This is a genomic window from Micromonospora sp. NPDC005161 (genome assembly GCF_053599855.1).
This window is the reverse complement of the sequence record NZ_JBSFYQ010000035.1, coordinates 39,453-63,264: the sequence shown is the minus strand read 5'-3', so window position 1 is coordinate 63,264 and position 23,812 is coordinate 39,453. Positions and strand designations below refer to the sequence as shown.

14 protein-coding genes are annotated in these 23,812 nt (G+C 68.6%); 7 read left to right on the top strand and 7 right to left on the bottom strand.

Going from position 1 to position 23,812, the window contains the following annotated elements:
• Nucleotide 1 precedes the first annotated feature (1 nt).
• Nucleotides 2–6,595 (top strand): SNF2-related protein, encoded by a 6,594-nt coding sequence (locus ACWD5O_RS27660; RefSeq protein WP_450087061.1) that lies wholly within the window; start codon nt 2–4, stop codon nt 6,593–6,595.
• A gap of 40 nt (nt 6,596–6,635) precedes the next feature.
• Here the strand turns inward: ACWD5O_RS27660 and ACWD5O_RS27655 are convergent, their stop codons facing one another.
• The 7 genes from ACWD5O_RS27655 to ACWD5O_RS27625 all read right to left on the bottom strand — a co-directional run bounded on the left by ACWD5O_RS27655 (nt 6,636) and on the right by ACWD5O_RS27625 (nt 14,082).
• Nucleotides 6,636–7,034 carry a DUF4190 domain-containing protein gene (locus ACWD5O_RS27655; protein ID WP_450087051.1) on the bottom strand — a complete coding sequence of 133 codons (399 nt, stop codon included), beginning with the start codon at nt 7,032–7,034 and terminating at the stop codon, nt 6,636–6,638.
• Between the two features lie 30 nt (nt 7,035–7,064).
• A complete protein-coding gene (locus ACWD5O_RS27650; RefSeq protein WP_450087050.1) occupies nt 7,065–7,454 on the bottom strand; it encodes a hypothetical protein in 390 nt (129 codons plus the stop codon).
• Nucleotides 7,451–9,904: an AAA family ATPase gene (locus ACWD5O_RS27645; RefSeq protein ID WP_450087049.1), complete on the bottom strand. Its 2,454-nt coding sequence runs from the start codon at nt 9,902–9,904 to the stop codon at nt 7,451–7,453. The genes ACWD5O_RS27650 and ACWD5O_RS27645 overlap by 4 nt, the downstream gene beginning before the upstream one ends.
• A gap of 199 nt (nt 9,905–10,103) precedes the next feature.
• On the bottom strand, nt 10,104–10,922 hold the full coding sequence (locus tag ACWD5O_RS27640) for an RNase H family protein (RefSeq protein ID WP_450087048.1): 819 nt from the start codon (nt 10,920–10,922) through the stop codon (nt 10,104–10,106).
• A gap of 44 nt (nt 10,923–10,966) precedes the next feature.
• Nucleotides 10,967–11,575 (bottom strand): hypothetical protein, encoded by a 609-nt coding sequence (locus ACWD5O_RS27635; protein WP_450087047.1) that lies wholly within the window; start codon nt 11,573–11,575, stop codon nt 10,967–10,969.
• Nucleotides 11,576–11,694: 119 nt separating this feature from the next.
• A complete protein-coding gene (locus ACWD5O_RS27630) occupies nt 11,695–13,455 on the bottom strand; it encodes a DUF6119 family protein (protein WP_450087046.1) in 1,761 nt (586 codons plus the stop codon).
• Between the two features lie 96 nt (nt 13,456–13,551).
• The gene (locus ACWD5O_RS27625) at nt 13,552–14,082 is read right to left on the bottom strand and encodes a DUF4352 domain-containing protein (RefSeq protein WP_450087045.1); all 531 of its coding nucleotides are present in this window, start codon (nt 14,080–14,082) and stop codon (nt 13,552–13,554) included.
• A gap of 482 nt (nt 14,083–14,564) precedes the next feature.
• On the opposite strand from ACWD5O_RS27625, the gene ACWD5O_RS27620 reads away from it, so the two are divergent.
• The 6 genes from ACWD5O_RS27620 (at nt 14,565) to ACWD5O_RS27595 (ending at nt 23,519) form a co-directional block, all read left to right on the top strand.
• The gene (locus ACWD5O_RS27620) at nt 14,565–16,415 is read left to right on the top strand and encodes a hypothetical protein (protein WP_450087044.1); all 1,851 of its coding nucleotides are present in this window, start codon (nt 14,565–14,567) and stop codon (nt 16,413–16,415) included.
• Between the two features lie 12 nt (nt 16,416–16,427).
• Nucleotides 16,428–18,050, top strand: a complete 1,623-nt coding sequence (locus ACWD5O_RS27615; RefSeq protein WP_450087043.1) for a class I SAM-dependent DNA methyltransferase — start codon at nt 16,428–16,430, stop codon at nt 18,048–18,050.
• On the top strand, nt 18,043–19,221 hold the full coding sequence (locus ACWD5O_RS27610) for a restriction endonuclease subunit S (RefSeq protein WP_450087042.1): 1,179 nt from the start codon (nt 18,043–18,045) through the stop codon (nt 19,219–19,221). The genes ACWD5O_RS27615 and ACWD5O_RS27610 overlap by 8 nt, the downstream gene beginning before the upstream one ends.
• 58 nt (nt 19,222–19,279) lie before the next feature.
• Nucleotides 19,280–22,450 (top strand): type I restriction endonuclease subunit R, encoded by a 3,171-nt coding sequence (locus tag ACWD5O_RS27605; RefSeq protein WP_450087041.1) that lies wholly within the window; start codon nt 19,280–19,282, stop codon nt 22,448–22,450.
• Between the two features lie 341 nt (nt 22,451–22,791).
• Entirely contained in the window at nt 22,792–23,115 is a 324-nt protein-coding gene (locus ACWD5O_RS27600) for a transposase (RefSeq protein ID WP_450087040.1), read from the top strand.
• Complete coding sequence (locus ACWD5O_RS27595; RefSeq protein WP_450087039.1) at nt 23,112–23,519, top strand: IS3 family transposase; 408 nt, start codon at nt 23,112–23,114, stop codon at nt 23,517–23,519. Before ACWD5O_RS27600 ends, ACWD5O_RS27595 begins: the two co-directional genes overlap by 4 nt.
• The last annotated feature ends 293 nt before the right edge of the window (nt 23,520–23,812 follow it).

Below are 23,812 nucleotides of genomic sequence, written 5' to 3'. Positions count from 1 at the left end.
GATGGTGAGTGTCGAGCGGGTCATCTCCGCCGAGCTGTTGGAGGGTGGCGAGATCTCCCTCGGCCCCGTCGAGAGCGCTCGCCTGGGCCTGACCAAACACTCGGTGGCCCTGACCCTGGTGGTGGACGGGGAGTCCCTGCCGGTGGCCTGGGTCGCCGGCCGCCGTCGGCTCCACGGTGAAACGCTGACCGAGTACCTGCAGGACACCGGCCGGATCGGCGGCTTGCTGCGGCTGGAGCGCCGGGGTGACGAGGCCATCCGGCTCGTCGTACTGGCACCGGGGACCCGGCTTTCCGTAGCCCCGCGCTTGCCCGGCGTGGCCTCGACGCCGGGTGCGGGCCCGGTCGCCGCGGGCGCCGCCGCCGTCCGCGGCGACACCGGCCGGGCGCGGCGTGCGAGCATCGGTGGCCGCTACCGGTTGCGTAAGCGCGAAGAGTACGTCTGGCAGGGTGAGATCGGGTTCCTCACCAACGCTCGCACCAACCTGATCGACGCCCTCCACAACCGGGGGTGGGACGCCGCCGACGCGGTAGGGATGCGGCTGGAGGGCGAACGCCTCGCCACCCTGGATCAGTTCGATGAGCTGCTCGCCATCGACGCTGCGCACATCGAGCACATGCCGCACCAGGAAGGGGCGGCCCGCACAGTCCTGACCCGAATGGGCGGTCGAGGCATCCTCGCCGACGAGGTGGGTCTCGGCAAGACCGTCGAGGCGGGGCTGATCCTCAAGGAGTTGATGCTGCGCGGCCTGGCCCAGCGGGTGTTGATTGTCTGCCCAGCGCCGCTGCGGGACCAGTGGCGCGAGGAACTGCGGGACAAGTTCGACGAGGACTTCACAGTGGTCGCCAGTGGCCAGGACGCCCGGGTCTTCACCCAGGACCGGCTGATCATGACCCTGCAACTGGTGCTGCGCAACGCCCACCGCCTCGGCGAGCGCTTCGACCTGGTCATCGTGGACGAGGCACATCGGCTCTCCGGCGCTGGCGCCCGCAAGACCCGCGACATCATCGGTGAACTTATCGCCAACGCCCCCCGGGTCCTGTTCCTGTCGGCCACTCCGGTGCAGAACAACCTGCTGGAGCTCTACCGGCTCGTCGAACTGCTCCGGCCCGGCACCTTCGACTCCGAACGTGACTTCTCCCGCCGCTTCGTCGACGGTCGCGACCCCCGCAAGCCGGTCAACGCCCCGGAGTTGCGCAAGCTGATCAGCAGCGTGGTCGTCCGGACCACCCGCCAGCAGGCGGGGGTCGACCGGGTGCACCGGATGCCACCCCAGGACCACGGCGTCCAGCTCACCGCACCCGAACGTCAGCTCTACGACATGCTGCTGAACACCCTGCGGCATCGGATGACCGGCCCTTCGGACACCATGCGTCGCCGGCAACTCGCGCTGCGGCTCACCGCCTCACCCCAGGCCGTCTCCCGCAGCGCCCTGCGGATGGCCGAACGTGAGTGGGACAGCGGGCTGAAGCAGACGCTGACCGAGATCGGTCATCTCGCCGGCGACATCCGGCACACCTCGCGTGAGCAGGTCGCCCTGGACGTCGTCCGCCGGTGGCTTGACGAACACGGCCGCGTCCTCGTCTTCACCCAGCACACCGACACGCTCGGCGGCATCCTGCGGCTACTCGACGCCGACGGCGTCGTCGCGGCACCGTTTCACGGGGGCATGAGCCACGCGGCCCGCAGCGCCTCGGTCGCCGGCTTCAAGTCGGGACGCGCCCAGGTGCTCGTCTCCACCGATGCCGGCGCCGAGGGACAGAACCTGCAGGTCAGCAACTGCGTACTGAACTATGACCTGCCGTGGAATCCAATGCGGGTCGAGCAGCGCATCGGCCGCGTCCACCGGTTGACCCAGACCCGCAACGTGCACATCGCCAACCTCTTCGCCCGGGACACCCTCGACGAATCCGTCTACCGGCTGCTGCATGACAAGCTGGCCATGTTCGAGTTGCTCTTCGGGCAGGTCGTCACCGTCCTCGGAGAGCTGGAGGGCACTCAGGACTCCAGCATGGAGCAGCGGGTCCTCGAAGCGTTGTACGCCAAGAGCGACGCCACCATGCAGCGCCGGCTCGACGAACTCGGCGCCCAGCTCGAACAGGCCCGCGGCCGTGCCATGAACATGATGACGGCGGACGCCGGACTGAGTGACTGGCTCGCCCAGCGGAAGGAGGAACGCCGCAAGCGGGCGGTCGAGCCGGAGGCCCGTGAGCTGCTGCCGCAACCCGCGGAGCGGCCACGGCGACGGCAGAAGGACCTCGAACGCTTCGTCTGGCGGTTCCTGGAACTGGCCGGTGCCACGCTGACCCAACCATCGGACGGGTACGTCGTGGCGACCCTGCCGCCGAACCTCGCCGCCGCCTTCGGAGGCCGCGACGAACTCTTCCTCGCGTTCACCAACGCCGCGCTGGACCACCACCCCGAGGCGCAGCTCTGCGTCGTCGGGTCGGAGCTCTTCGACGAGTTGCTGGAGGTGTTGCGTGACCGCGGGGACCTGACCGGCACCGTCGCCGTGCTGCCGGACCTGCACCAACGGGCGGTCATCGCGCACGACCCGGACGTCCAGATGGTCAAACGGCACGTCGAGCCGGATGACGCCTGGTCGGCGCGGGGCACCTACCGCGTACAGGAGGGTGCCACCAGCGGCAACCAGCAACTCGTCACCGTCGACGGGGGCACCCCGGTGCAGCTCGACGAGCGTCGGGCGCCGCTGCCCGACGGGGCGCCTATGCCGGCGCCCCTGCCCGGGCGGGCGGTGCTGGACGCCGTGGACCGACAGGCCGCGGTCCACCTGCGGCAGCACCTGCGTGACGCCCGGCAGGCCGAGGATCGGCGTCGCAAGGAGGCGCAGGAAACCCTCGTCGCGAACCTCGAGAAGCAGCTCGGCGCGGCCCAGAAGTCCTGGCATCGTAGCCGCGACATGAACACATATCTGCAGATCGAGGAGTGGGAGCGGCAGCTCGAACGGGCCATCGAAGTCGCCCGTCGGCCGGCGCCCCCGGTAGCCGACACCGAACTAAGGGCCGAGCTGCTGACCCTGGAGATGCACGGTTCCGACCAGCTGGTCGTGGTGGAGAGCTGGGAGCATGTCAGCGGCGTGAGCCGGGAGATCCGGTATCCCTGGACGGGCAACCTGACCGACCACGCCCCGACCTGCGAGGCCACCGGCGCCGCGGTGCAGACCCTCGCCCTCTGCGGCAGCGCCCACGCCGTCGACCGCTCGGCCCTGTCCTGCTGCCAGGTGTGCGAGGCCGACTGGTGCGCTGCCTGTGGACCCACCCGCACGGTCACGGCCTGCGCCGGCTGCGGCCGCGACGCCTGCGCCACCTGCCGCCGCGACGGAGCGCTGTGCACCGGCTGCGTCCGACCGCGCCGCGCGTCGGATCTGGACACCGACTGGGAGTACGGGTGGCGGCTGGGCGGCGAAGCGTACCTGCTCGTCGGAGGACGGCATGCCATCGTCGTCGGCGCGGACAGCACCCGTCGCACGATCGTGCCTGACCAGGACGTCCGCGACCCGGTTCGGGCCCGGCTGCGAGGGCTAGCCACCCGGCTGCAGTTGCCGGCCGGCGCCGGCCTGGTCGCCGCTACGCCACTGGTCAGCCCGTCGGAACTCACGGTCGGCAGCGCCTGGGCGCACGTGGAACCGTCGGTGTGGTGGACCTGGCAGGCCGACGCCGACGCCGACGTCGACGACACCGTCGCGGCCCTGCTGCCCGACCTACCCGGACCAGACGTCAGCGGTGAGGGCGCCGCCGGGCTCAGCGCGCTCCTGGCTGACCTGCGTCGCCGCGCGGCGGCCCCGGCGCCGCCGGCGCTGGCCGCCGTGCCGTTCGCACTGGTACGCCGCGTCGACCTGGATGACGGGCAGTTCCACTACCGCGAGCTGTGGCACGACGGCGACCGTCCGCCACTGCTCGCCGACTCTGACACCGCGTCACTGATCCCCAGCGGGCACGACGTCGAACCCCACTGCCGACCGATCGCCGGCACCACCGTCGGCCCGGTGGGCGTGGAGATCGACGGGCTGCACCGTTCGTACGTGTGCCTGCTGACCGACGGCAGTCACAGCAGCACCCTGTTCGTCCCCGGCGTACCCGGCGCCACCCTCGCCGCCGAGGAGCAACTGGCCCGTTTGGTCTCGGCCGCGGGCCTGCCGCCCGCGCGGGCCGTGGTGCGGCACCCATGGGAGCCACCGCCCGCAGCCGAGCTGCGATACAGCACGCCGGCCGACGGCGTGGAGGTGGTGCGCCGCCCCGTCACGTCCCGGACCCTGCTCACCGAGGGGGAGGGTGAGCCTGAGATCACTGCTGTCTCCACCCAGGCGATCTCCACGGCGTTCGCCGGAGCCGCACGGTCCGAGGACCCGCAGCTGTGCGCCGTCCTGGCCGGGATGGACGAGCCGCTGACTCCTGTGCCGATCGGGCAGTACGTGACCGTGGAGGAGCGCTGGCGCTCTCCCTACGGATCAGCGACCCGGCGCTACCTGGTCGCGCCGGCGGCCCCGCTGGACTCCCGACTGCCAACAGGACACATCCTCGTCCAGCCCGGTGCGGTGCTCGCCGCCACGCTGACGGACGGCACCGTCACCGACGGCGAGGTTTCGGTCGACAGCCGTGGCCACCTCTTCGCACACGAACGCAGTGCCATCTGCCCGGTGTGCGACCACCTCTACGGTCCCTGCTGCGGAGACGACGGAGCCGTCATCGACTGCTCGTCCTGTGAACGACCGGCATGCGGCGTATGCCGATCCAAGGACCCGTCTTTGGTTGCGCAGACCCGGTGTGAACGGTGCGGCGATCGATCCTGTGGAGACTGCGCGCGGCATTTGCCGGTCCGCCCGTGCGAGCTCTGCAACAGGACGGTCTGCGCTGCGTGCGGGCCGGGTCCGCTCTGTCTGACCTGCGCCCAACTGAAGCCCGCCACTGTCGAGCAGCGCTCGCAACTGCCCACGGAGTTGCACGCGGACGGGCTGATTGTCCTCATCGGACGTGATCCGCACGGCACGGTTGCGGTGCTGCGCGGCGTACACCGCAGCGAGGTAGCGGTCATCGGACCATCGGGGCTTGAACACTGGGAAACCGCGACTGCCGACGACCCGGAGGTGCTGCGGCTTCGGCTGAGGGGGGCGGAGCTCGGGGGCAGCGGGGACGTCGCTCTCCGCACGGTGGCCGGCCGGATGACGCCGGTTCCTCCGGATTGGCTGGTGCTCAGCCACGATGCGGGCACGACGTTCCAATGGCTGGTGCAGACCGATGGTCAGCGTCGTGCCGGCAACGCGCCCTCGTTGGCCACAATGCCCTCTGCCAGTGGCCTGGATCTGGAGCTTCGCGCCGACCTTGCCGACGCCTTCGGCGAGAAGGAACCGCCGACACCCATTCCGGCGTCCGCACCGGCGGCCCGACGGAAGCCGATCCGCCAAGCCGCGGCCGACGTCGCGACGCCGCCGGCGCGGACGGTAGGGGTCGCCTGCCGCCAGCACACCGCCGTGACGGTGGCCGTCACCGCACGCGGCCTCGTTCGGCGGCGGGCGCTCGGTAGTCACATCATCGAGGAGACGGCCGACTGGCAGTTTCCTGATGCGGTCGCGCCGTGGGTGCATGCCGGTTGGCGTCCGGCACCCGAGGTGATCGTCACTGCCGAGCTCGACGGCTGGACGGTGGTGATCGCGGCCGTCGGACACCACACGTCACTCGGCGTCCGCCATCGCGGTGACCAGCCCACCTGGTATCAGGTGACCGAGGACAGCGCGCTTGACCTCCTGCGTGGCGCGCTCGGCGTCGAGCTGCTCGGGGAGCACACGTTGGTGTCGCTCGTCGCGCACACGTCGGTGCGGGACCTCCGCGGGCCGACCCTCCTGGGCGCCACCCCGCTTGCTCGTCGTGCGAGCCCGCAGGTCACCAGACTGCCCTTCGGCCAGCCCCGCCGGGCCACCATGTCCCCGGCCGCCGCCGTTGCGGCCGTCATGCCGGACACCACACCCACGGCCCCTGCCGCCGGTGCACGAATGCCGGACGCGTTGCTGACCGAACTACGTCATCAGGCACTGAGCCGTCGGGTCAGCGAGGTGGACCTCACGGTGGGCCTCGAGGTGGAGGAGGAGTGGCGCCTCGCCAACGGCGACGCTGTGGCCGTGGCGTACCGGCTCGCGGCTGGGGAGACCGTCGGGTACCTCCCCGACGCCGTTACCGGGGAGCCGCTGCACCAGGTGAGTGTCTGTCGGCTGCACCACCTGGTGCGGCAGGTGGAGGTCTGTGCCACCTGCCTGACCGCCACCTGCCCTGCCTGCCCCGACCCGGTCAAGCCGTGCGCCCTCTGCGGTGGTCGGCTGTGCGGCCGGTGCGTGGCCTCGACCGACGGCCGCTGCCCCGCCTGCGTTCAGCTGCGCAAGGTGAAGCTGCTGGATCGTGGCAAATTCGGAGTGTCGCTGCGCGGTGCGGTATGGCACGGGGTGGGGCCGCGTGCCCAGGTAACCCTCCGGCGGGACAAGGACCGATGGTCGTTGGAGCGGTGGGACAACGCTGGCCGGATCACAGCGCCCCTGGACGGCGACCGTCTGCTCATCATCCGCCAGATGATCGGCGACGCCGAGTGAGATGGCGGGCGCGAGGTCGCCCTGGGCGTGCGGCCTCGGTTCACGGGCTGGGCGTGGCCGAGGGGGTCGCTGCGCCGATCAGTCCGCCGAAGAAGACCATCATCGTGAGCATGATCATGGGGGCGACGAAGACGTACCCGAGGACCAGGCCGGCGACCGCCATGCCGCGTCCGGACTTCGAGTTGTTGCGGGTGTCGTGCAGGCCGACGTGGCCGAGGACGACGGCGAGCAGGCACGGCAGCCCGAACAGGCACCACCCGCCGAGCACGCCGAGGATCCCGAACACCAGCGACGTCACGGCCAGCCCGGAGGTGGGTGGGCCGTGCACGACGATGTGCGCCGGCGGGTACCCGATCGGCGGGTACGGGCCGGGGCTGGCCGGCGGGGCCGATGCCGGCAACGCGGGTCGGTGGGGGTCATGGCCGGGGTGGTAGCTCATGGTCACTCCTGTACAGGTGGGTAGGTCCGGTCAGCGCTGGTCGAGTCGGGCGAGCAGCGCGTTCACCTCGGTGTGCAGCCGGCGCAGCTCCGCGGCCGTCGGCGCCAGCTCGTAGCAGTGGTGGTGCGTGGCGGTCGAGAGCGTGGCCCACGCGTACGCCACCCGCCGGGCGGTCTCCGTGCCCGGCCCGAGCCGTCCGCGCAGCATCAGCTGCTTGGCTCGGCCCTGCCGGCAGGCCGCGACGGTCGGCTTGACCCGCCGCCAGTAGGCGTCGATGCCGCCTTCCAGGGCGAGCCGGATCAGGCAGGCGCAGGCCCGAGGCCACCAGCCGCCGGGAACGGCGACGGCCCCCAGCAGGCCGGAGCCGCGTAGCAACTGGTCGGCCGCCGCCAGGCAGCGCTGCGGCGTCGGCGCGGTCACCGCAGCGCCCCCGCCAGGAAGCGGGCGTCTGCGACCAGGCCCGGCAGGTCCGCCAGGTACGCGCCGTGCACGCCCTCCCGGCACGCCTGGTACGCGTTCACCGCCCGTCGTCCGTGCCGACGGAGCAGCTCGTCGCGCACGCCACCGCCCCGATCGGCGTCGTCGAACAGCGCCAACGCGACGATGGTGGCCAGCCGGCGCGACGCGGCCTCGATGGCCGCCTCGATGTCGTCGTGCGGGACGCCCCGGGCGACCCGTACCCGCCAGACCGCCCGGTGGCAGGCCGCCTCCACCGCCGAGCGGCACAGCTCCGCCACCACCGGCCCACGTACCTCGGCGGGGATGTCCTCGTTGCGCGACAGGGCGTACGCGTCGTCCAGGTAGCGGGTCACCGGATCGGAGCCCGGCCGCAGCGTGACCACCGACCGCTCCGCCCGGTGCACTTCGACGATGCGGGCGTCGCCGAGGCCGAGCCGGGTGACCGCGTCGGGCAGGCGGGTGTCGTGGGTGAAGACCACCACCTGCCGCTGCTCGGCCAGCTCGGCGAGCACCCGCGCGAGACCGTCCACCTTCGACGGGTCCATGCTCTGCACCGGGTCGTCCACCACGATGAACCGGAACGGGCTCTCCGGGGCGCAGCTGCGCGGCAGGAAGGTGGCCAGCCCGAGCGCCTGCATCTCACCCTGGCTCATCACCCCCAGCGCGGTGCCGTTGTCGGCGCCGTCCACGCTGACCGGGAAGACCACCCGCCGCCGGGTGTTCGCGCCTTCGAGCGTCATCGCCCCCAACTCGACGTTGCTCTCCTGCCGCAACTGCGCCCAGATCCGCTGGGAGTGCCCGGCGAACGGCGCGACCCGCTCGTTGCGAATCTGCGTACCGGCGTCCTTCAGCCAGCCGCGCGCGGCCTTCAACCGGGCCAGGGTGGCCTCCCGCGCCGGCAGCCCGCCGGCCGCGGCCACCCACTCGCGCACCTCGGCCGCCGCCGCCCGCCAGCCGGTGTCGCGCTGCCGCAGAAACCCCTCCGCGTACGCGCGGGCCGCGTCCGCCGCCGCCGCCACCGCCGGGTACCGCGCGGCCAGGTGGTCGGCCAGGTCGGCCGGCTTCCCGGGTACGCCCCGCAGCGCGGCCACGGCATCGCGCAGCGCCCCGACCGGCGGCTCCGACCCGGAACCCTCGGGCACGGCGAGATCATCGATCAGGTGCTGCGCCTGCCGCAGCAGGGTCGTGAGCCGGGTCGTCGCCGTCTGAGCGGCGACACTGCGCTGCCGGAGGTCGGTCAGCGACTGCGCGGCGGCGGTACGCCATCCGCCGTCGAGGGTGCCGGTGGCGCAGACCGGGCACGACCCGTCGCCCTCGTCCTCGTGATGTTCGAGGGCGAGGCGGAGCAGCTCGGCGCTGCGCAGCGCGGCCCGGGACCGGCCGCCGTCGTACCGCAGGGCCTCGACCGCCGCCTCCCGCAGCTGACTGGCCAGCCGGGTCACCTCGTCGACCGGCGGCGGAGCGAGAGCGGCGAGTTCCCGGCAGAGCAGCACCGCCCCGTCGGTGGTCGGCTCGTCGGGCTCGTCGAGGATCGTCGTCACCGCCGCGAGGTCGACCGCGCCGCGGCCGCGTAGCAGCGCGACGGTCCGCCGGGCCCGGTCGTCGGTGATCCCGGCGAGCGCGTCGGCAAGGGCGGTGCGCTGTGCGCGTACCTCCTTGATGGTGGTGTCGTGCGGCCGGGCGGCGCGCAGCAGACGCTGGTCGGCGTCGGTGAGCGCGTCCAGGCCGAGGATCGCGAAGAGCGCGTCAAAGAGCTGGCTCTGCGTGCCGGCGGCGAGCTTGCCCAGCTCGGCGGCGGTGAGGAACGGCCGGTACAGCTCCAGCGGGCGGGCCAGACCCAGGTCGGACAGGCCACTGTGCCGGCCACGGGCGCTGGTGACGGTCACCTCGGCGTCGGCCAGCTCGGCCCCGACCGGCCAGGCGCGGTGCACCCGGGTCGGCGTAGACACCCCGTCGACCCGCAGCTCCACGCCGACCCAGCACGGATCCAGGTTGTGCAGGTTGCGCCAGCCCGTACGCCAGACGCTCGTCTTGTCGGCCCACCGGGCGCTGTCACCGGTGAGGGCGAGTTCGACGGCTTCGGCGAAGCTGGACTTGCCGGAGCCGTTGCGGCCGACGACCAGGGTGAGGCCCGGACCGGGGTCGATCTGGAGGGTCCGTTCCGGGCCGACGCCGCGGAAGCCGGCCACGGTCACCGACTTCAGCCAGATCCGGTCCGCCGGTCCGTCGCCGGTGGGGGAGCGGGGGTCGAGTCGGGTGGGGGTGCCGGCGAGGGCGGCGGTCAGGTCGTCCTCGCTGGTCAGCGCGGCGAGGACCAGCTCGGCGGTCTCGGTCGGTACGTCGTCAGCGCCGGCGAGTCGGTCGAAGATCAGCTCGATCAGCGGCGCGGTCGGCTGGGGAGGATGGGTCATGGTCGTCTCCAGGCGTGTGGTGTCCGCGGGCCGACGGGTCGTCGGCCCGCCCGAGGCGAGCGGTGGAAGTGGGGAGGCCGCTGTCGGCTGGGGCGAGCAGCGGAGTCGGGAGGTGGTGGTGGTAGTCGGACGTTGTAGAGCTGATGTCGCAAACGAATCAGTGGTTCAACGTCGGCCGCTCCGGGCACCCGGGGAGCGGTCAAAGCGTGGCGTTCGCGTGCCAGTCGCGCAGGAATGCGTCGACCAGGGCGTGCGCCCGAGGACGCAGGTCGAAGGACTCCTCCCGCCGGCGGCGGGCCATGTGCGACAGGCTGTCAGCGGCCTCGTTGAGGGCGTGGCCGTTGTGCCCCTTGACGTGCGCGAACGTCAGGTCGGGGCGGCGGGCCACCTGCTCGGCGAGCCGGACCAGGGTGGGCTGGTCCGACCAGCGACGCTCCCGCAGGCTGTAGCCGGCCGGCATCGCATCGGTATCGCCGGCCTGCCAGCGGTGCAGGTATCGCAGGGCGGCGAGGCAGTCCAGCAGCACCGTCATGCCCACCGGCGCCTCGTCGTACCCGGTCAGCAGGTAGTCGACCGCGCGCAGCTCGTTGATCAGCACCCGGGAGGCGCCGGTCGGGTCGAGCCGGCCGGTGCCCCGACCGAGCAGCCCGTAGTGGCCATCGCTGACGACGTACCCGATGCCGCCGACGCGGCCCTTCCAGCTGGCGTCGGTCGCGGCCACCAGCGGCGCGGACGTCGTCGCCCAGCGGACCACCCGGCCGCGACCGCGCTGCGGTTCGTCGCCGGACCGGCGGTGGATGCCGTGGTCGACGGCCAGCCGCTCGGCAGTGTCGAGCAGCTCGCCGGCGGAGGTCAGCTCGTCGTAGTGGGCGGCGGTGAGGGCCAGGCGGACGGCGTCGCCGATGCGCTGGCAGTCGTCGCAGCGAGTGGGGCGGGTGAAGGCGCGCAGGGTGAGAGCGCGGTCGTGCAGGGGAGGGGGGAGCAGGGCCAGGGTGCGGAGAAACTCATCGGGACGCACGACGCCTCCTGACGTCTCGTGATGGGGACACGCTGATTGAGTTTTCACAGCTCCGACACGTCGGTCACGACAGCGGTCAGCTTGTCGCCGGAGCGCTTGGTACTGGCCATCTCCTCCTGCTGAACGGAGGCAGAGTCTCCGGTCACCTCGAACGTGTTGATGATCGGATCCTCGGCGCCCTTCACCTGATAGGTCACCTCGTACGTCTTGGACGGATCGAGCCCGGTACCGGTGTAGGTGACGTTGATCCGGTAGGTGATGTTGCAACCGGCGCTGCCGAAGCACTGTTTGCTCAGGACCTTGACCTTGAGCTTGAAGTCGTTCTTGGTCGGGGTTTCGTAGGTGGGGAGCGGCGGTTCGGTCCTGGCGGGCGCAGCGGCGGCAGTGGTCGGGGCCGAGGTGGTTGCCGACGACGTCGGAGCAGCCGAAGCAGCGGCCTTGCCCTGGCGGGACTTGTCCCCGCTGTTGGTCGTGGCCAGCAGCGCGCCGCAGCCGCCGAAGCAGAGGAGCAGCACCAGGACGACCCCGCCGACGATCCACCCGATCAGGGGCTTCCTCTTACGAGCGACGGGTAGGAGGCTGCCGGTGTCGGGCGTGCCCGGCTCGGACTGGGGCTCGGGGTCCGACTCCGGCCGGAACTCGGGCTGGGCCATGGTTTCTCTCCTTGGGTCAGGGGTAGTCGGCCCGGCAACCAGTGGTTCAGCCGGGGCGGCTTGGGTTGGGACGGCTCTGAATTGGCGGGGACGGGAGTGGACCTGCTGTCGCAGACGGGTCAGGCCGACGGGATGCCGACGACCTCGACCTCGACGCCCTCGTTGCGAAGGGACTTCATCGCCCGGTAGAGCGCGACCTGGGCGAAGGTGAAGAGCGACTTCACGGTGAGCGGCTTGCCGGAGCCGAGGGCGATCGCGTAGATGACCTTGCGCGGCCGGAAGCCGGGGTCGATGACGCGCCCCGACGGCTGCCGACGGACCATCTCGACCAGCGCGGCGCGGGCGTCGGCCTCGTACCGCAGCGCGTCGACCGACACCTCGCCCTGCGCGAAGAGGTGGCTCAACGCCGAGCTGCCCTTGGCCCGCTTGACGTGGATCAGTTCGTCGTCGGGCCCGAGCAGGTCGCAGGCCTCGATGCCGCGGTGGTGCTGGCTCGTCCGCAGCAGCCGCCGGTCCAGCAGGGTCAGACCGCAGACACTCGCGGCGTGGACGTTGTACTTCTCCTCGTCCGCCAGGTCGGCGGTCCAGGCCGGGAGTGTGATGCTGGCCGGCCCGGCCAGGATCTGCTCGATCTCGTGGCGGAGGAACTCCCTGTGCCGGTCGCCGATCTCGTACCAGCCGCCCTCGTGCAGCAGGAGCTGACTCTCACCGTGGGCGAGCTGCGCGGTGATCCACCGCGAGGCGGCCGTCGAGCCAATCGTCTCGTCGCCGGTCGCGTCGGCGTAGAGGGTCACGCGCCCGTTGCAAAGCGACGCCCACCGCTCGCCGTCGGGGACGCCACCGGTCTGGGTGAGGACGTCCGCCAGCGTGAGTTCCGGCAGGAGCGCCGGACTGAGGCCGGACTTCGGCACCCGCAGCTTGTACGACTGGATCCGCTCGATCTCGCTGAAGACCCGGCCAGGTACGGCCAGCCCCACCTCCGCCGGATCCGGTGACGCGAGCAGGCGGTCCAACTGCTGCTCCACCTGAGAGAGCCGTGGGTCCCGGGCCGGCACCGGACGGATCTGGGTGATGAACTCCAGGTCCGCGAAGGGCGACTCCTGCTTGCAGACCCGGTTGATCTCCCGCAGGTCAGCGAGCAGGCTCGCGGGCTCGACGCCGAGGTGGATACGCAGGGCATCGCTGCCCTCGACCGGGGTGGCCTTGCCCGTGGACCGAAAGACAGTCAGGTTCGGATTGAACGTGCGCCCGCAGACCTGGCCGACGATCTCGCCCCACTTGTCGATGCCGTACATCCGGATGTGCTGGCCGCCCGGCACCATGTTGCGGTCGACCCGGCCGGTGGTGCCGAACACCCGCCGGCGTACCTGCTTGATCTCGTCGGGGGCGAGCGAGCGCACCGCGAAGCCGATCCCGAAGCCGGAGTTGGCAAGGTCCAGGTCGACCATGTGACGGCCGACGGTGCCGTAGGCGAGCGCGTAGACATGGTCGTCGACCGCGACGAGCAGCGCGGCACCGCCGCTGCTGAACCCCAGGTCGATCGTCTCCCCGGTCAACGAGGCCAACACGTCACACCAGTCGGCCCGCTCGCGCGGCACCGTCCCATGCACCAGCAGGGCCGGCGCGCCCGCCACCAGGCGTTCCTCGACCATGAAGTCGTGCTTGCGCACATACCGGTGGTCCACTGCGTCGTGCAGACCGTCGGTGGTCGGCGCCACCCGTTCGAGCTGGTAGACCGACGTCAGGTAGGTGCCCTCCGGCCGTTCAGGCAGGTCGAGGTCGAACAGGGTGGGAGCGTCGAAGGGCGGACGGGTGACGTCCTTGCGGACGACACTGCGGTTGGTCGGTCTGGTCGTGATCGGCTGACTCGCACGGCGCACGTCGATCTCCTCGCGTTGAGAATCGGGATGGCGGTGGTGCGGGGGAGGGGTGCGCCGGGGGCGGGCTTCGCGGATCCCGCCCCCGGCGCCGGATGGTCAGCTCAGGGCGACGGTGACGCCGCCGGAGAACGGCGAGTCGTGCAGCTCGAGCTTGGCGAGCGCGACCTTCTTCGGGATGTCGAAGACCACGACGCCGGTGACCTGGTTGCCGGGGTTGACGTCGTTGAGGAACGTCTCGGCGTTCTTGTTGGCGTAGATGGCGGCGCCGGTGTCGGAGGAGTACTCGGTGCCGTCCGCGGCATACGCCTTCTGGCTGCTGCCGTCGAACATCTGCGCTTCCTTGCCGATGTTTTTCACGTTGACGGTGACCAGGCAGAACTGGCCCTGCGCCTTCTGGCCGAGCAGGTCGCTGCCGACCTTGGCGACGCCGCACTTGGCGGACTTCACCGTGAACTCGAACTTGCCGTCCCGGGCAGGCTGGCCGACCTTCGCGGTCTTGGCGGGCTTGTCGTCGCCCTTGGCGCCTTCACCGCCGCCGGAGCTGCCGGCGTTGTCGGTGGTGCCGGAGCCGCAGCCCAACGCGACGAGGCCGGTGGCGATCAGGGCGAGGGTGGTGGTCTTGCGCATGCTGTTCTCCTTGACGGGTCTGATGGCGTCGGCCGGGGCTGGCGGTGGTGGCCACCCCGGTGCCGCATCTCATAAGAGCGGCAGGCCAGCAGACAGGCGACAACGCGTCGTGAGAAACCCGGCTATCAACGCATCAAAGTCAAGGTCAGATAACCCCCCTTATCACCGAGCGCAGCTTGCTCTAGTTCGTCCTCCGTCGGTAGTGTCGCGGCGCGGACAACCGGACGGGTGGGAGGAGGTGGGGACAAATGTCGTCGACGGTTTCGCTGGGGCAGATCGCCAGGTTTGCCCAGGTGCGTCGTCCCAGCGTCAGCAATTGGAGGCGGCGGCATCTTGACTTTCCTGATCCGGTAGGCGGTTCGCCTGGCCAGCCACTCTTTGATTCGGATGAAGTTGCCCGGTGGCTGGACCATCGGCCGGTGCCGGCTCCGCGTGAGGGTGGCTCAGCGGCTGTCACCTACGGAGACAGATTCCGGGCAAGCATGGACCGTGGTGGCAGTCTCGATGAGACCCAGCTCGATCCCGACACGTTTGCCGACGTCGCGCTCGAGTTGATCGCGTTGCGAGTGGCCCATCAACGCCCACTGTCCGCCGACCTCGCCGCTCTCGCGGAGCTGTGCGTCAGAGCCGAGGCTGAGCACCCCGATCTCGTCGGGCTGCTCAGCCATGTCGGCGCTCGCGGCCAAACAGCGTTGTCGATGCTTGATGATGTCGAGCGTCTGGTCTCAGAGCTTGGTGCGGCGGCCGCGGCCGAGGAGGTGCTCTCCGCAGCTGGTCGTCGTGGCTGGTCCGGTGGCCCGGTTGAGACGCCCCCCGAGATCTGCGACCTGATCCTGCGCTTGGCGAACGAGATGCTGGGAGATCTCACCGAGCTTGCAGTAGCTGATCTCGCGGCCGGCCCAGGGAAGTTGCTCACCGCCATGATGGCCGCCGGCCGCCCACGCGAGATCCGGTGCGCCGAGGCAGACCCGGTGGCGGCAAGGTGGCTGCGTCTGAGGTCCTTCTGCCACGGCCACCAGATGGTCATGGTCCTCGCCGACGGACAGGACACGGTCAGTCTCTCGGGTTCGGACCTTGTGTTTGTTGACCCGCCGTTCCAGCCCGGCGAGCAGGAACACCATGAGGAACACCCGCTGTCCTGGGCCTCTCGAGTGGTGGAGTGCCTCAGCGACGAGGGCGTTGGGTTCGCCGTTGTGCCGGAATGGACGCTGACGCGCACGGGGATGTCGCGCCGGCTTCCGGTGACGTGGGTACGCGAGCAACTCGTGCGTCGAGGTTGCGTTCGCGCGATCATTCAACTGCCTCGCCACATTCACCGCTTCATCGGCGGCACGGACCTTGTGCTGTTGGTGTTGGCACCCGACGAGGGCGATACGACCCGAGACGTCGTTGTCTGCGATGCCGACCAGGTCCGGTCCCGGTACGGCGGGTCATGGGTCGAGCAGACTACGCGGCTCGTGTGCGGGTCGCGGGAGTCGCGCGAAGCTGAGCCATGCACGGCGATTCCCGTGTCCGAGCTAATGGGCAGGCGGTCGCTCCTGCCGTCGCATCTGCTGGCACCGAAGGCGGCACCTGAGGACCTCGTGGTGGAGGCGGTGCGGGCACGTGAGTCCGCGATGGCAACCTTCAGAACGAGCGTGGATGACGCGACCACCACGCTGGAACGGATCGGGGTCACCACTCGCGCGCAGGGCATCGCGTACCGCACGGTCGGCGAACTGCTACGCGGTCGGCAGCTCATCCGGCTGCCGGGCCATCGCATTCCCGATGCCGATCTGGGTCGCAGCGGACAACGGATTCTGGGTCGCGAAGAGCTACTCGGAGAGGTGCCCGTCGGCGAGCGTCGCATCGATGTTCTGACACTCGGGCAGTACGGCGCAGCCGCGATCACCGAACCGGGCGACGTGGTCGTCATGGCCGGCGACCAGCTTCGCGTCATGGTCGACGCTATCGGCGGCAGTGTCCTGCTCACCCCCGTACAGGGCTTGCGTATCCCCGGCTACGTCAAACACTCGTCCCTGTACCGCGACGAGCCCCAGCAGGCATGGATCGGGCCGTACGCGCTGGCGGCCCTGCTCGGCGCGGCACGCAACGCGGCACGCACCGGTCCGCGCGTGCGCAGCGTGGCCCTGAACCAGCTGGAGATCCCCGTGCTGACCGCCAGCGACTACGACCACCTCGATCAAGCGTCCATGATGCTCAACGATCTGGCGGAACGGGCCCGCAACCAGGCTGCGGCGTTGGATCTGGTCCGTCAGCGGATCGCCGCCGGCGTCGCCGACGGGGCGATGATCCTCCGCTTCAAGCCCCACGCGTCGAACACGAATATCTGAGGAGACGAGATAGTGCCCCCACGCGCGCGCAAGCCGGTAGAGCCGCAGTCGGCCGACCTGAAAGACACCCTGTGGAAGTCGGCCGACAAGCTGCGCGGCAGCATGGACGCCGCCGAGTACAAGCATTTCGTGCTCGGCCTCATCTTCCTCAAGTACACCTCGGACGCGTTCGACGAACGGCGGGCGCAGATCGAGACGGAGCTGGAGGCAGAGGGCATCCCCGAGGATAACCGGCAGGCACTGCTGGAAGACCAGGACGAATACGCCGGCCGCGGCGTCTTCTGGGTCCCGCAGGCCGCCCGCTGGGAGTCCCTCGCCCACCGTGCCAAGACCGCCGCTGGGCAGACCAGCATCGGCCAACTCCTCGACGGTGCGATGAAGGCCGTGGGTGACGCCAACCCCGACCTCAGAGGTGCCCTGCCGCAGGGTCTCTACAACGGCCGAGGTGTTGACGAGCGGCGCCTAGGCGAACTCGTCGACCTGATCCACAAGCTCCGCTTCCGCGACCAGTTCGACGCCGACGGCCAACGCCGCAGCGCGCGCGATGTCCTCGGCGAGGTCTACGAATACTGCCTGGAGAAGTTCGCGCTGGCCGAGGGCCGACGCGGTGGCGAATACTTCACCCCGAAGAGCATCGTCAAGCTCATTGTCGAGATCCTCGAACCGCAACCAGGCGAACGGGTCTACGACCCGGCGTGCGGCTCCGGCGGCATGTTCGTCCAGGCCGAGAAGTTCATCGAAACCCACGGCGGCAAGGCGTTCGAGATCTCGGTGTTCGGCCAGGAGCTCAATCAGAACACCTGGCGGCTGGCGAAGATGAACCTCGCCATCCACGGCATCGAGGCCAACCTCAGCACCAAGTGGGCCGACAGCTTCCACGAAGACCAGCACCCCGATTTGCGCGCCGACGTCGTCATGGCCAACCCACCGTTCAACATCTCCGACTGGGGCGGCGACCGGCTCGTCATGGACCCCCGCTGGGAGTACGGCATCCCGCCGGTCGGCAACGCCAACTACGCCTGGCTGCAGCACATGGCCCACAAGCTCTCGCCGAAGGGCCGTGCCGGCATCGTCCTCGCCAATGGCTCTATGTCTAGCAAGCAGTCCGGCGAGGGCGACATTCGCCGGGCGATGGTGGAGGGTGACCTCGTCGCCTGCATGGTCGCGCTCCCCGGTCAACTCTTCCGCTCCACCCAGATCCCAGCTTGTCTGTGGTTCCTATCCCGAGACAAGAGCCCACAGGGATCGAAGCGGCTCGCCAACCGTACCAACCAGCTGCTCTTCATCGACGCCCGTAACATGGGCACGATGGTGAATCGCACCGAGCGCGAACTCACCGACGACGACATCCGCCGTATCGCCAGCACCTACCACGCCTGGCGCGGCACCGACAAGACGATCGAATACACAGACCTGCCCGGCGTCTGCAAGTCAGCCACGCTGGACGAAATACGTGAACACGACTTCATCCTCACGCCGGGCCGCTACGTCGGCGCGGCCGAGGTCGATACCTCCAACGACGAACCGATCGCCGAACAGATCGAGCGGCTGCAGAAGGAGCTGTACGCGCACTTTGACGAATCGGCTCGTCTCGAGGCTGTCGTCCGTGAGCAGCTGGGGAGGATCCATGTCTGAGTGGCGGAATGTAAGGCTTTACGAGGTCTGTACTCAGATAACAGTGGGGCACGTCGGCTCCATGGCGTCTGAGTATGTGAGTCAAGGAGTTCTATTCCTGCGCTCGCAGAACGTCCGACCAGGACGACTTGACCTCGCTAATTGCACATGGATTCCCGCAGAATTTCATGAACGTCTTCGAAAATCGCAACTGAATCCTGGGGATATCGTGATTGTGCGCACAGGGATTCCTGGCGCGGCTGCACTTATCCCTAGCGGACTGGGGCCAGTAAACTGCTCAGATCTGATCATTGTCCGCCCGGGCGCTGAGATTGACGCAAGATTTCTCTGCTATTCGATCAACGCAACTGCCGCATCGTTTGTCATGGCTCACACTGTGGGGGCCGTTCAGCAGCACTTCAATATCGGATCCGCACGTGAACTCGTCATAACCCTTCCCTCTAAGCAAGAACAACATGCAATAGCCGACGCTCTTTCTGCTTTGGATGACAAGATCGCGGTCAACGAGCGGATCGCCGATACGAGCTGCGCCCTGGCGCTTTCTCTCTTTTCGGAAGAGCGGTGGTCGTCTCGAACCAGCCTCTCGTCGCTGTGTAGGTTGCGCAGAATCCAAGTAATGCCGTCCACCCTCAACGTCCCAGCGGTGGCGCATCACAGTCTTCCGGCGTTCGACAACGGCCAAGTACCGGACGTCTGTTCTCCGGGAAAGATCTTGAGTACTAAATTCGTGGTGGATGAACCAAGTGTCTTGCTGTCGAAGCTCAACCCCGATATTCCGAGAGTTTGGCGAGTTGAGCCGAAGGTCGGTGTGCCAGCACTCGCGTCAACCGAGTTCCTTGTGCTTACGCCAAATCCAACCATCACTACTGCAGAACTCTGGGCCGTCGCTCGCCAGCGTGAATTCCTTTCCCGCCTCGCTGCGCGCGTAACGGGAACTTCGAAGAGCCACCAACGTGTGCGGCCGGAGGAGGTCCTCGGGTCTGATGTTGTTGATCTCCGGGCGACTAATGATGTGACGAGGGGCCAGGTTGCTTCGCTGGTAGAGCGGGCCGAGCAGGCTCGTGAAGAGGGCGTCGTACTCGCCCAACTCCGGGACGCGCTGCTGCCGAAGTTGATCTCTGGAGAGCTCAGGATCAAGGACGCCGAGCGGTTGGTCTCTGACGCGGTCTGACAGTGTCTTGGCACGTTTCCGCAACTACTCCAGGATTTTCGCCCAATATGGAGAAGCTATGAGCCTGTCGGACGATCCGGCCTCCCCGCACGACGAGTCCGAGGCCGAGTGGGAGCATCATGTCAAGGATCAGCTTGGCGAGTGGTGGCAGCCCATGACCGGCGCGGAACTGGCGCCATCGCGCAAGGGTCATGGCGCGCGGAAGTCCTGGGGTGACCTGATCCTCTACGGCCGTCTTCGCCAGGCGGTTGCGCGGATCAACCCGCGGTTGCCGCCGGACGCCGTGGACGAGGTGGTGGCCGAGTTCGAAAAGCGGACGTCGGCCGACGCGTTCACGGAGCGGCACCGGATCCACACATTGCTCACGCGTGGCGTCAAGGTCGGCTACGTTGATCCGACGTCGGGGGAGAACCGCACCGACACGGCCTGGGTGATTGACTTCCTCGACTCGTACGACAATGACCTGATCGCGGCCAACCAGGTAACAATCAAGGATGCCCGCCGGAAGCGCCGGCTCGATGTTGTGGCCTATGTGAACGGTCTGCCGCTGGCGGTGTTCGAGCTCAAGAAGGCTGGCGCGACCGACGGAACTCGCGAGGCGTACGACCAGCTCATGACCTATCGGCGTGAGTTCGGTGCGACCGCCCTCGCGGTGTCGGTCTTCGCGGTCGCGAGCGATGGCATCACCGCTCGGATCGGGACGCTCTTCACCGCATGGGAGCACATGGCACCGTGGGATATCGACGAGTGCGGTGAGCCGGTCGATGTCAGCGACGGTCGGGCGCTGGAAATTCTGATCGGTGGGGCGTTCGACCCCAAGGTCTTCATAGATCTGCTGGTTAACTTCACCGCCTTTTCGCGAGAGCGGGGTGGCGCGATCGATACGGTACGACTCGCGAAGGCTCACCAGATGTTCGCGGTCAACATCGCGGTCGACAAGACGATCACGGCGGTGGGCGGCAACGGCAGGATTGGCGTCGTGTGGCACACGCAGGGCTCAGGTAAGAGCATGGAGATGGCGTACTACACCGCGAAGGTGATGAAAGAGCCGGCGCTGCGTAACCCGACCATCGTCGTGCTCACCGACCGGATCGACCTGGACAGCCAGCTCTTCCTCACCTTTGCAGCCAGTGACCTGCTGCCGGAGACACCCGTGCAGGCGGACACGAAGGAGCAGCTGATGCGTCTGCTGGATCGGCCGTCCGGCGGGATCATCTTCACCACACTGCAGAAGTTCAACCGCTCCAAGGCGGACAAGGAAGCCAACATCGACTTCCCGCTGCTCTCGAAGCGGCGCAACGTGCTCGTGGTCGTGGACGAGGCGCACCGCAGCCACTACGACTTCCTCGACGGCTACGCCAAGAACCTGCACGATGCGTTGCCTAACGCGGCGTTCATCGCCTTCACCGGCACGCCGATCTCCAGAGCCGAGGCGAACACCCGGGCGGTCTTCGGCGACTACATCGACGTGTACGACCTGACCCGCGCTGTCCGCGACGGCGCCACCGTGCGGGTCTACTACGAGAACCGGCACATCCCCGTGCACCTCCCCGAGGGCGTGAACCCGGTGGAGTTGGACGAGGAGGCCGAGGATCTGACCGTCGATCTCGACGAGGAGGAGATCAAGCGCGTCCGGCGGGCGTTCGCGCAGTATGAGGACGTCGTGGGCCACGTAGACCGGATACGGGAGCTCGCCGTGGACATCGTCGAGCACTGGGAACGGCGCCGGACCGGGATGGTCAAGCTGACCGGCAAGCCCGGCAAGGCCATGATCGTCTGTTACTCACGGAAAGTCGCAGCTGACCTCTACAAGGAGATCACCGCGATCCGCTCGGAGTGGCACCACGAGGACGACGACGAAGGCTTGATCAAGGCCGTTTACACCGGCAGCGCCAAGGATCAGGAGCCGATCGCCACCCACGTCCGATCGGCCGGCGCGCTTAAGAAGGTTCAGCACAGAGCCACGGATGCCGACGATCCGCTGGAACTGGTGATCGTTCAGTCGCTGTGGCTCACCGGGTTCGACTCGCCGCCGCTGCACACGATGTACCTCGACAAGCCGATGCGCGGGGCGGCGTTGATGCAGGCCCTCGCCCGCGTCAACCGTCGATGGGGCGAGAAGCCCAGCGGTCTGGTGGTGGACTTCCTTGGCATTGCCGACGACCTCACCAAGGCGCTCGCCGAGTACACCCGGACCGACGTCGATGAGAAGCCGATCGGGAAGGACATCAGCGCGGCCGTTGACATGGTGGTTGAGCTGCACGGCGTGATCGGCAGCCAGCTTCACGGCATCAACTGGAAGGCCAAGCGCGACTCGGGCAGACCGCGTGCCTTCTACCAGGCTGCGCTCGACGTTGTGGATTACCTCCGCAGCCCTGAACCAGATCTGGAGGAGGGCAAGCCCACCCTTGCCGATCGCTACGCCGACACCGCCCGCAAGATCGCTCGCGCCTACAGCAATTGCCCGCGTGAGGACAAGCTTCGGCCACTGCGGACGGACCTGGAGTTCTTCGAAGCTGTACGCCTGTATCTGGCCAAGTTGAGGGCTGAGGAGCGGGCGGAGCGGGGGCTCGCGACGGCGGCGGACGTGGAGCTGGCGATCCGGCAGCTTACGGCGAGCGCGATCGCGGTGGATGAGGTGGTCGACATCTATGAGGCGGCGGGCATCCAGCGCCCCGACCTGTCGCACCTGGACGAAGACTTCATGCGTCGAATGCGCGAGAGCCAGCGCCCCAACTTGGCCATCGAGGCGCTGCGTCGAGCGATTGAGCGCGAGGTCCGGTCGGCCCACCCCCACAATGTTGTCGCCCAGGAAGGGTTCACCGCGAAACTGCTCAAGACGATGCAGCGCTACACCTCGGGCGGGCTAACAGCCGCGGAGATCATCGCGGAGCTGGTCGCGCTGGCCAAGGAGGTCTCGGCCGACCGCGGCAAGGCTGCCGAGATGGGCCTGACGGAGGACGAGTACGCCTTCTACACGGCGGTCGCGCAGAACGAGTCGGCGAAGGAGATGCTTGGCGACGGGGTGCTGGGGCAGATCGCCAGGGACCTCGTCAAGGAGCTTCAGGACCTGCCGGTCGACTGGTGGATCCGGGAGCAGGCCCAGGCTCTGGTCCGCAGCAAGGTCAAGCGACTGCTGGCCCGGTACGGCTACCCGCCCGACGCCCGTATGGAGGCTGTCGATCTGGTGCTCAAGCAGACCCGCACCTACGTGGAAGACCAAGCGTAGCGCCGCGACGTCTGAAACCATCCGGCGGCGCATGTCTGAGGGCCTCAGCTTATTGTCCACAAACGGTGCTTGAACGGATCTTCAATTGGACCACGCGTTGTGGTCTTCTCGTCTTGTGCCAGTGGCGGAGAGGTTCGGTTCCTGCCAGGCGGGCTGGCGCGGTCCCGCCTCGCCGGCACGATGACTTGGCGGATGGTCAGCTGAAGTGAGGCGTTGGTGAGCAGGTTGAGCGGGTGATTGAACTTCATGACGCGGTCAAGCAGTGCGCCGACCTGTTGGAGCGTGGGCCTGCCCCGTTTTGACGGACATCCGAGATCAGGGGACCGGGGGTCTCCGGGAGGATGTCCAGCATCATGGAGAGCATGGGAAAGAAGCGGCCACGGCCTCGGCGTTCGTTCACGCCGGAGTTCAAGGCCGAGATTGTCGAGTTGTGCCAGCGTGGTGACCGCACGCTCCGGCAGGTCAGCCAGGACTTCGACCTGACCGAGACGGCAGTGCGTGAGTGGGTCAAGCAGGCCGAACTCGACACCGGCGTCCGCGCCGACGGGCTGATGACCGACGAGCGGGCCGAACTCGCACAGCTGCGCAAAGAGAACCGCAGGCTGCGCGAAGACGTCGATGTGCTCAAACGGGCGACGGCTTTCTTCGCGAAGGAGACCCGGTGAACGTCTTCCCGTTCATCGCCGCGGAGCAGGCCGGCAAGCACAACGTCAAACGTGCCTGCGAACTGCTCGAGGTCTCCCGATCCGCCTACTACCAGCAGAAAACCGGCGCCCGGTCGCAGCGCGAGCGGGTCGATGCCCGGCTCACCGACAAGATCACCGTTCTGCACGAACGGTCCAAGGGCACCTACGGGGCGCCGCGGATCCACGCTGACCTCACCGAGCAGGGGCTACGACACGGACGCAAACGCGTCGCCCGGCTGATGCGCACCGCCGGACTCGCCGGCAAGAGCCCACGCCGCTGGCGCACGACCACAATCCCGGATCCGGCCGCCGGGCACCGGGCCCCCAACATGCCCACACCATCACGACAACGACACACATCGATAGCTAAGGCGAGACGGTGACCGTGAAGAAGTTACTCACGGATTTGGGTCTGAGCCCTTCCCCTTCCCGAGCCTGCACCCGCGGATCAGACGCCTCGTCGACGCGTACTCCACGCGCCGGGTTTTCCTGGGCAGCGATCTGACGCGGCTCACGTTGACGTATGACGAGGTCATTCGACTCTTCACCAAAAAGCTGGACCTCGTCGGGGATGACCTCGAGTGGACCATGGACTGCGGCTTCAGAGAGTGGCTTGGCTGGAGCTGAGCGGCCCCCGCGCTGTTACGACTGCGACGGAGTGCTCACTCAACGCGAC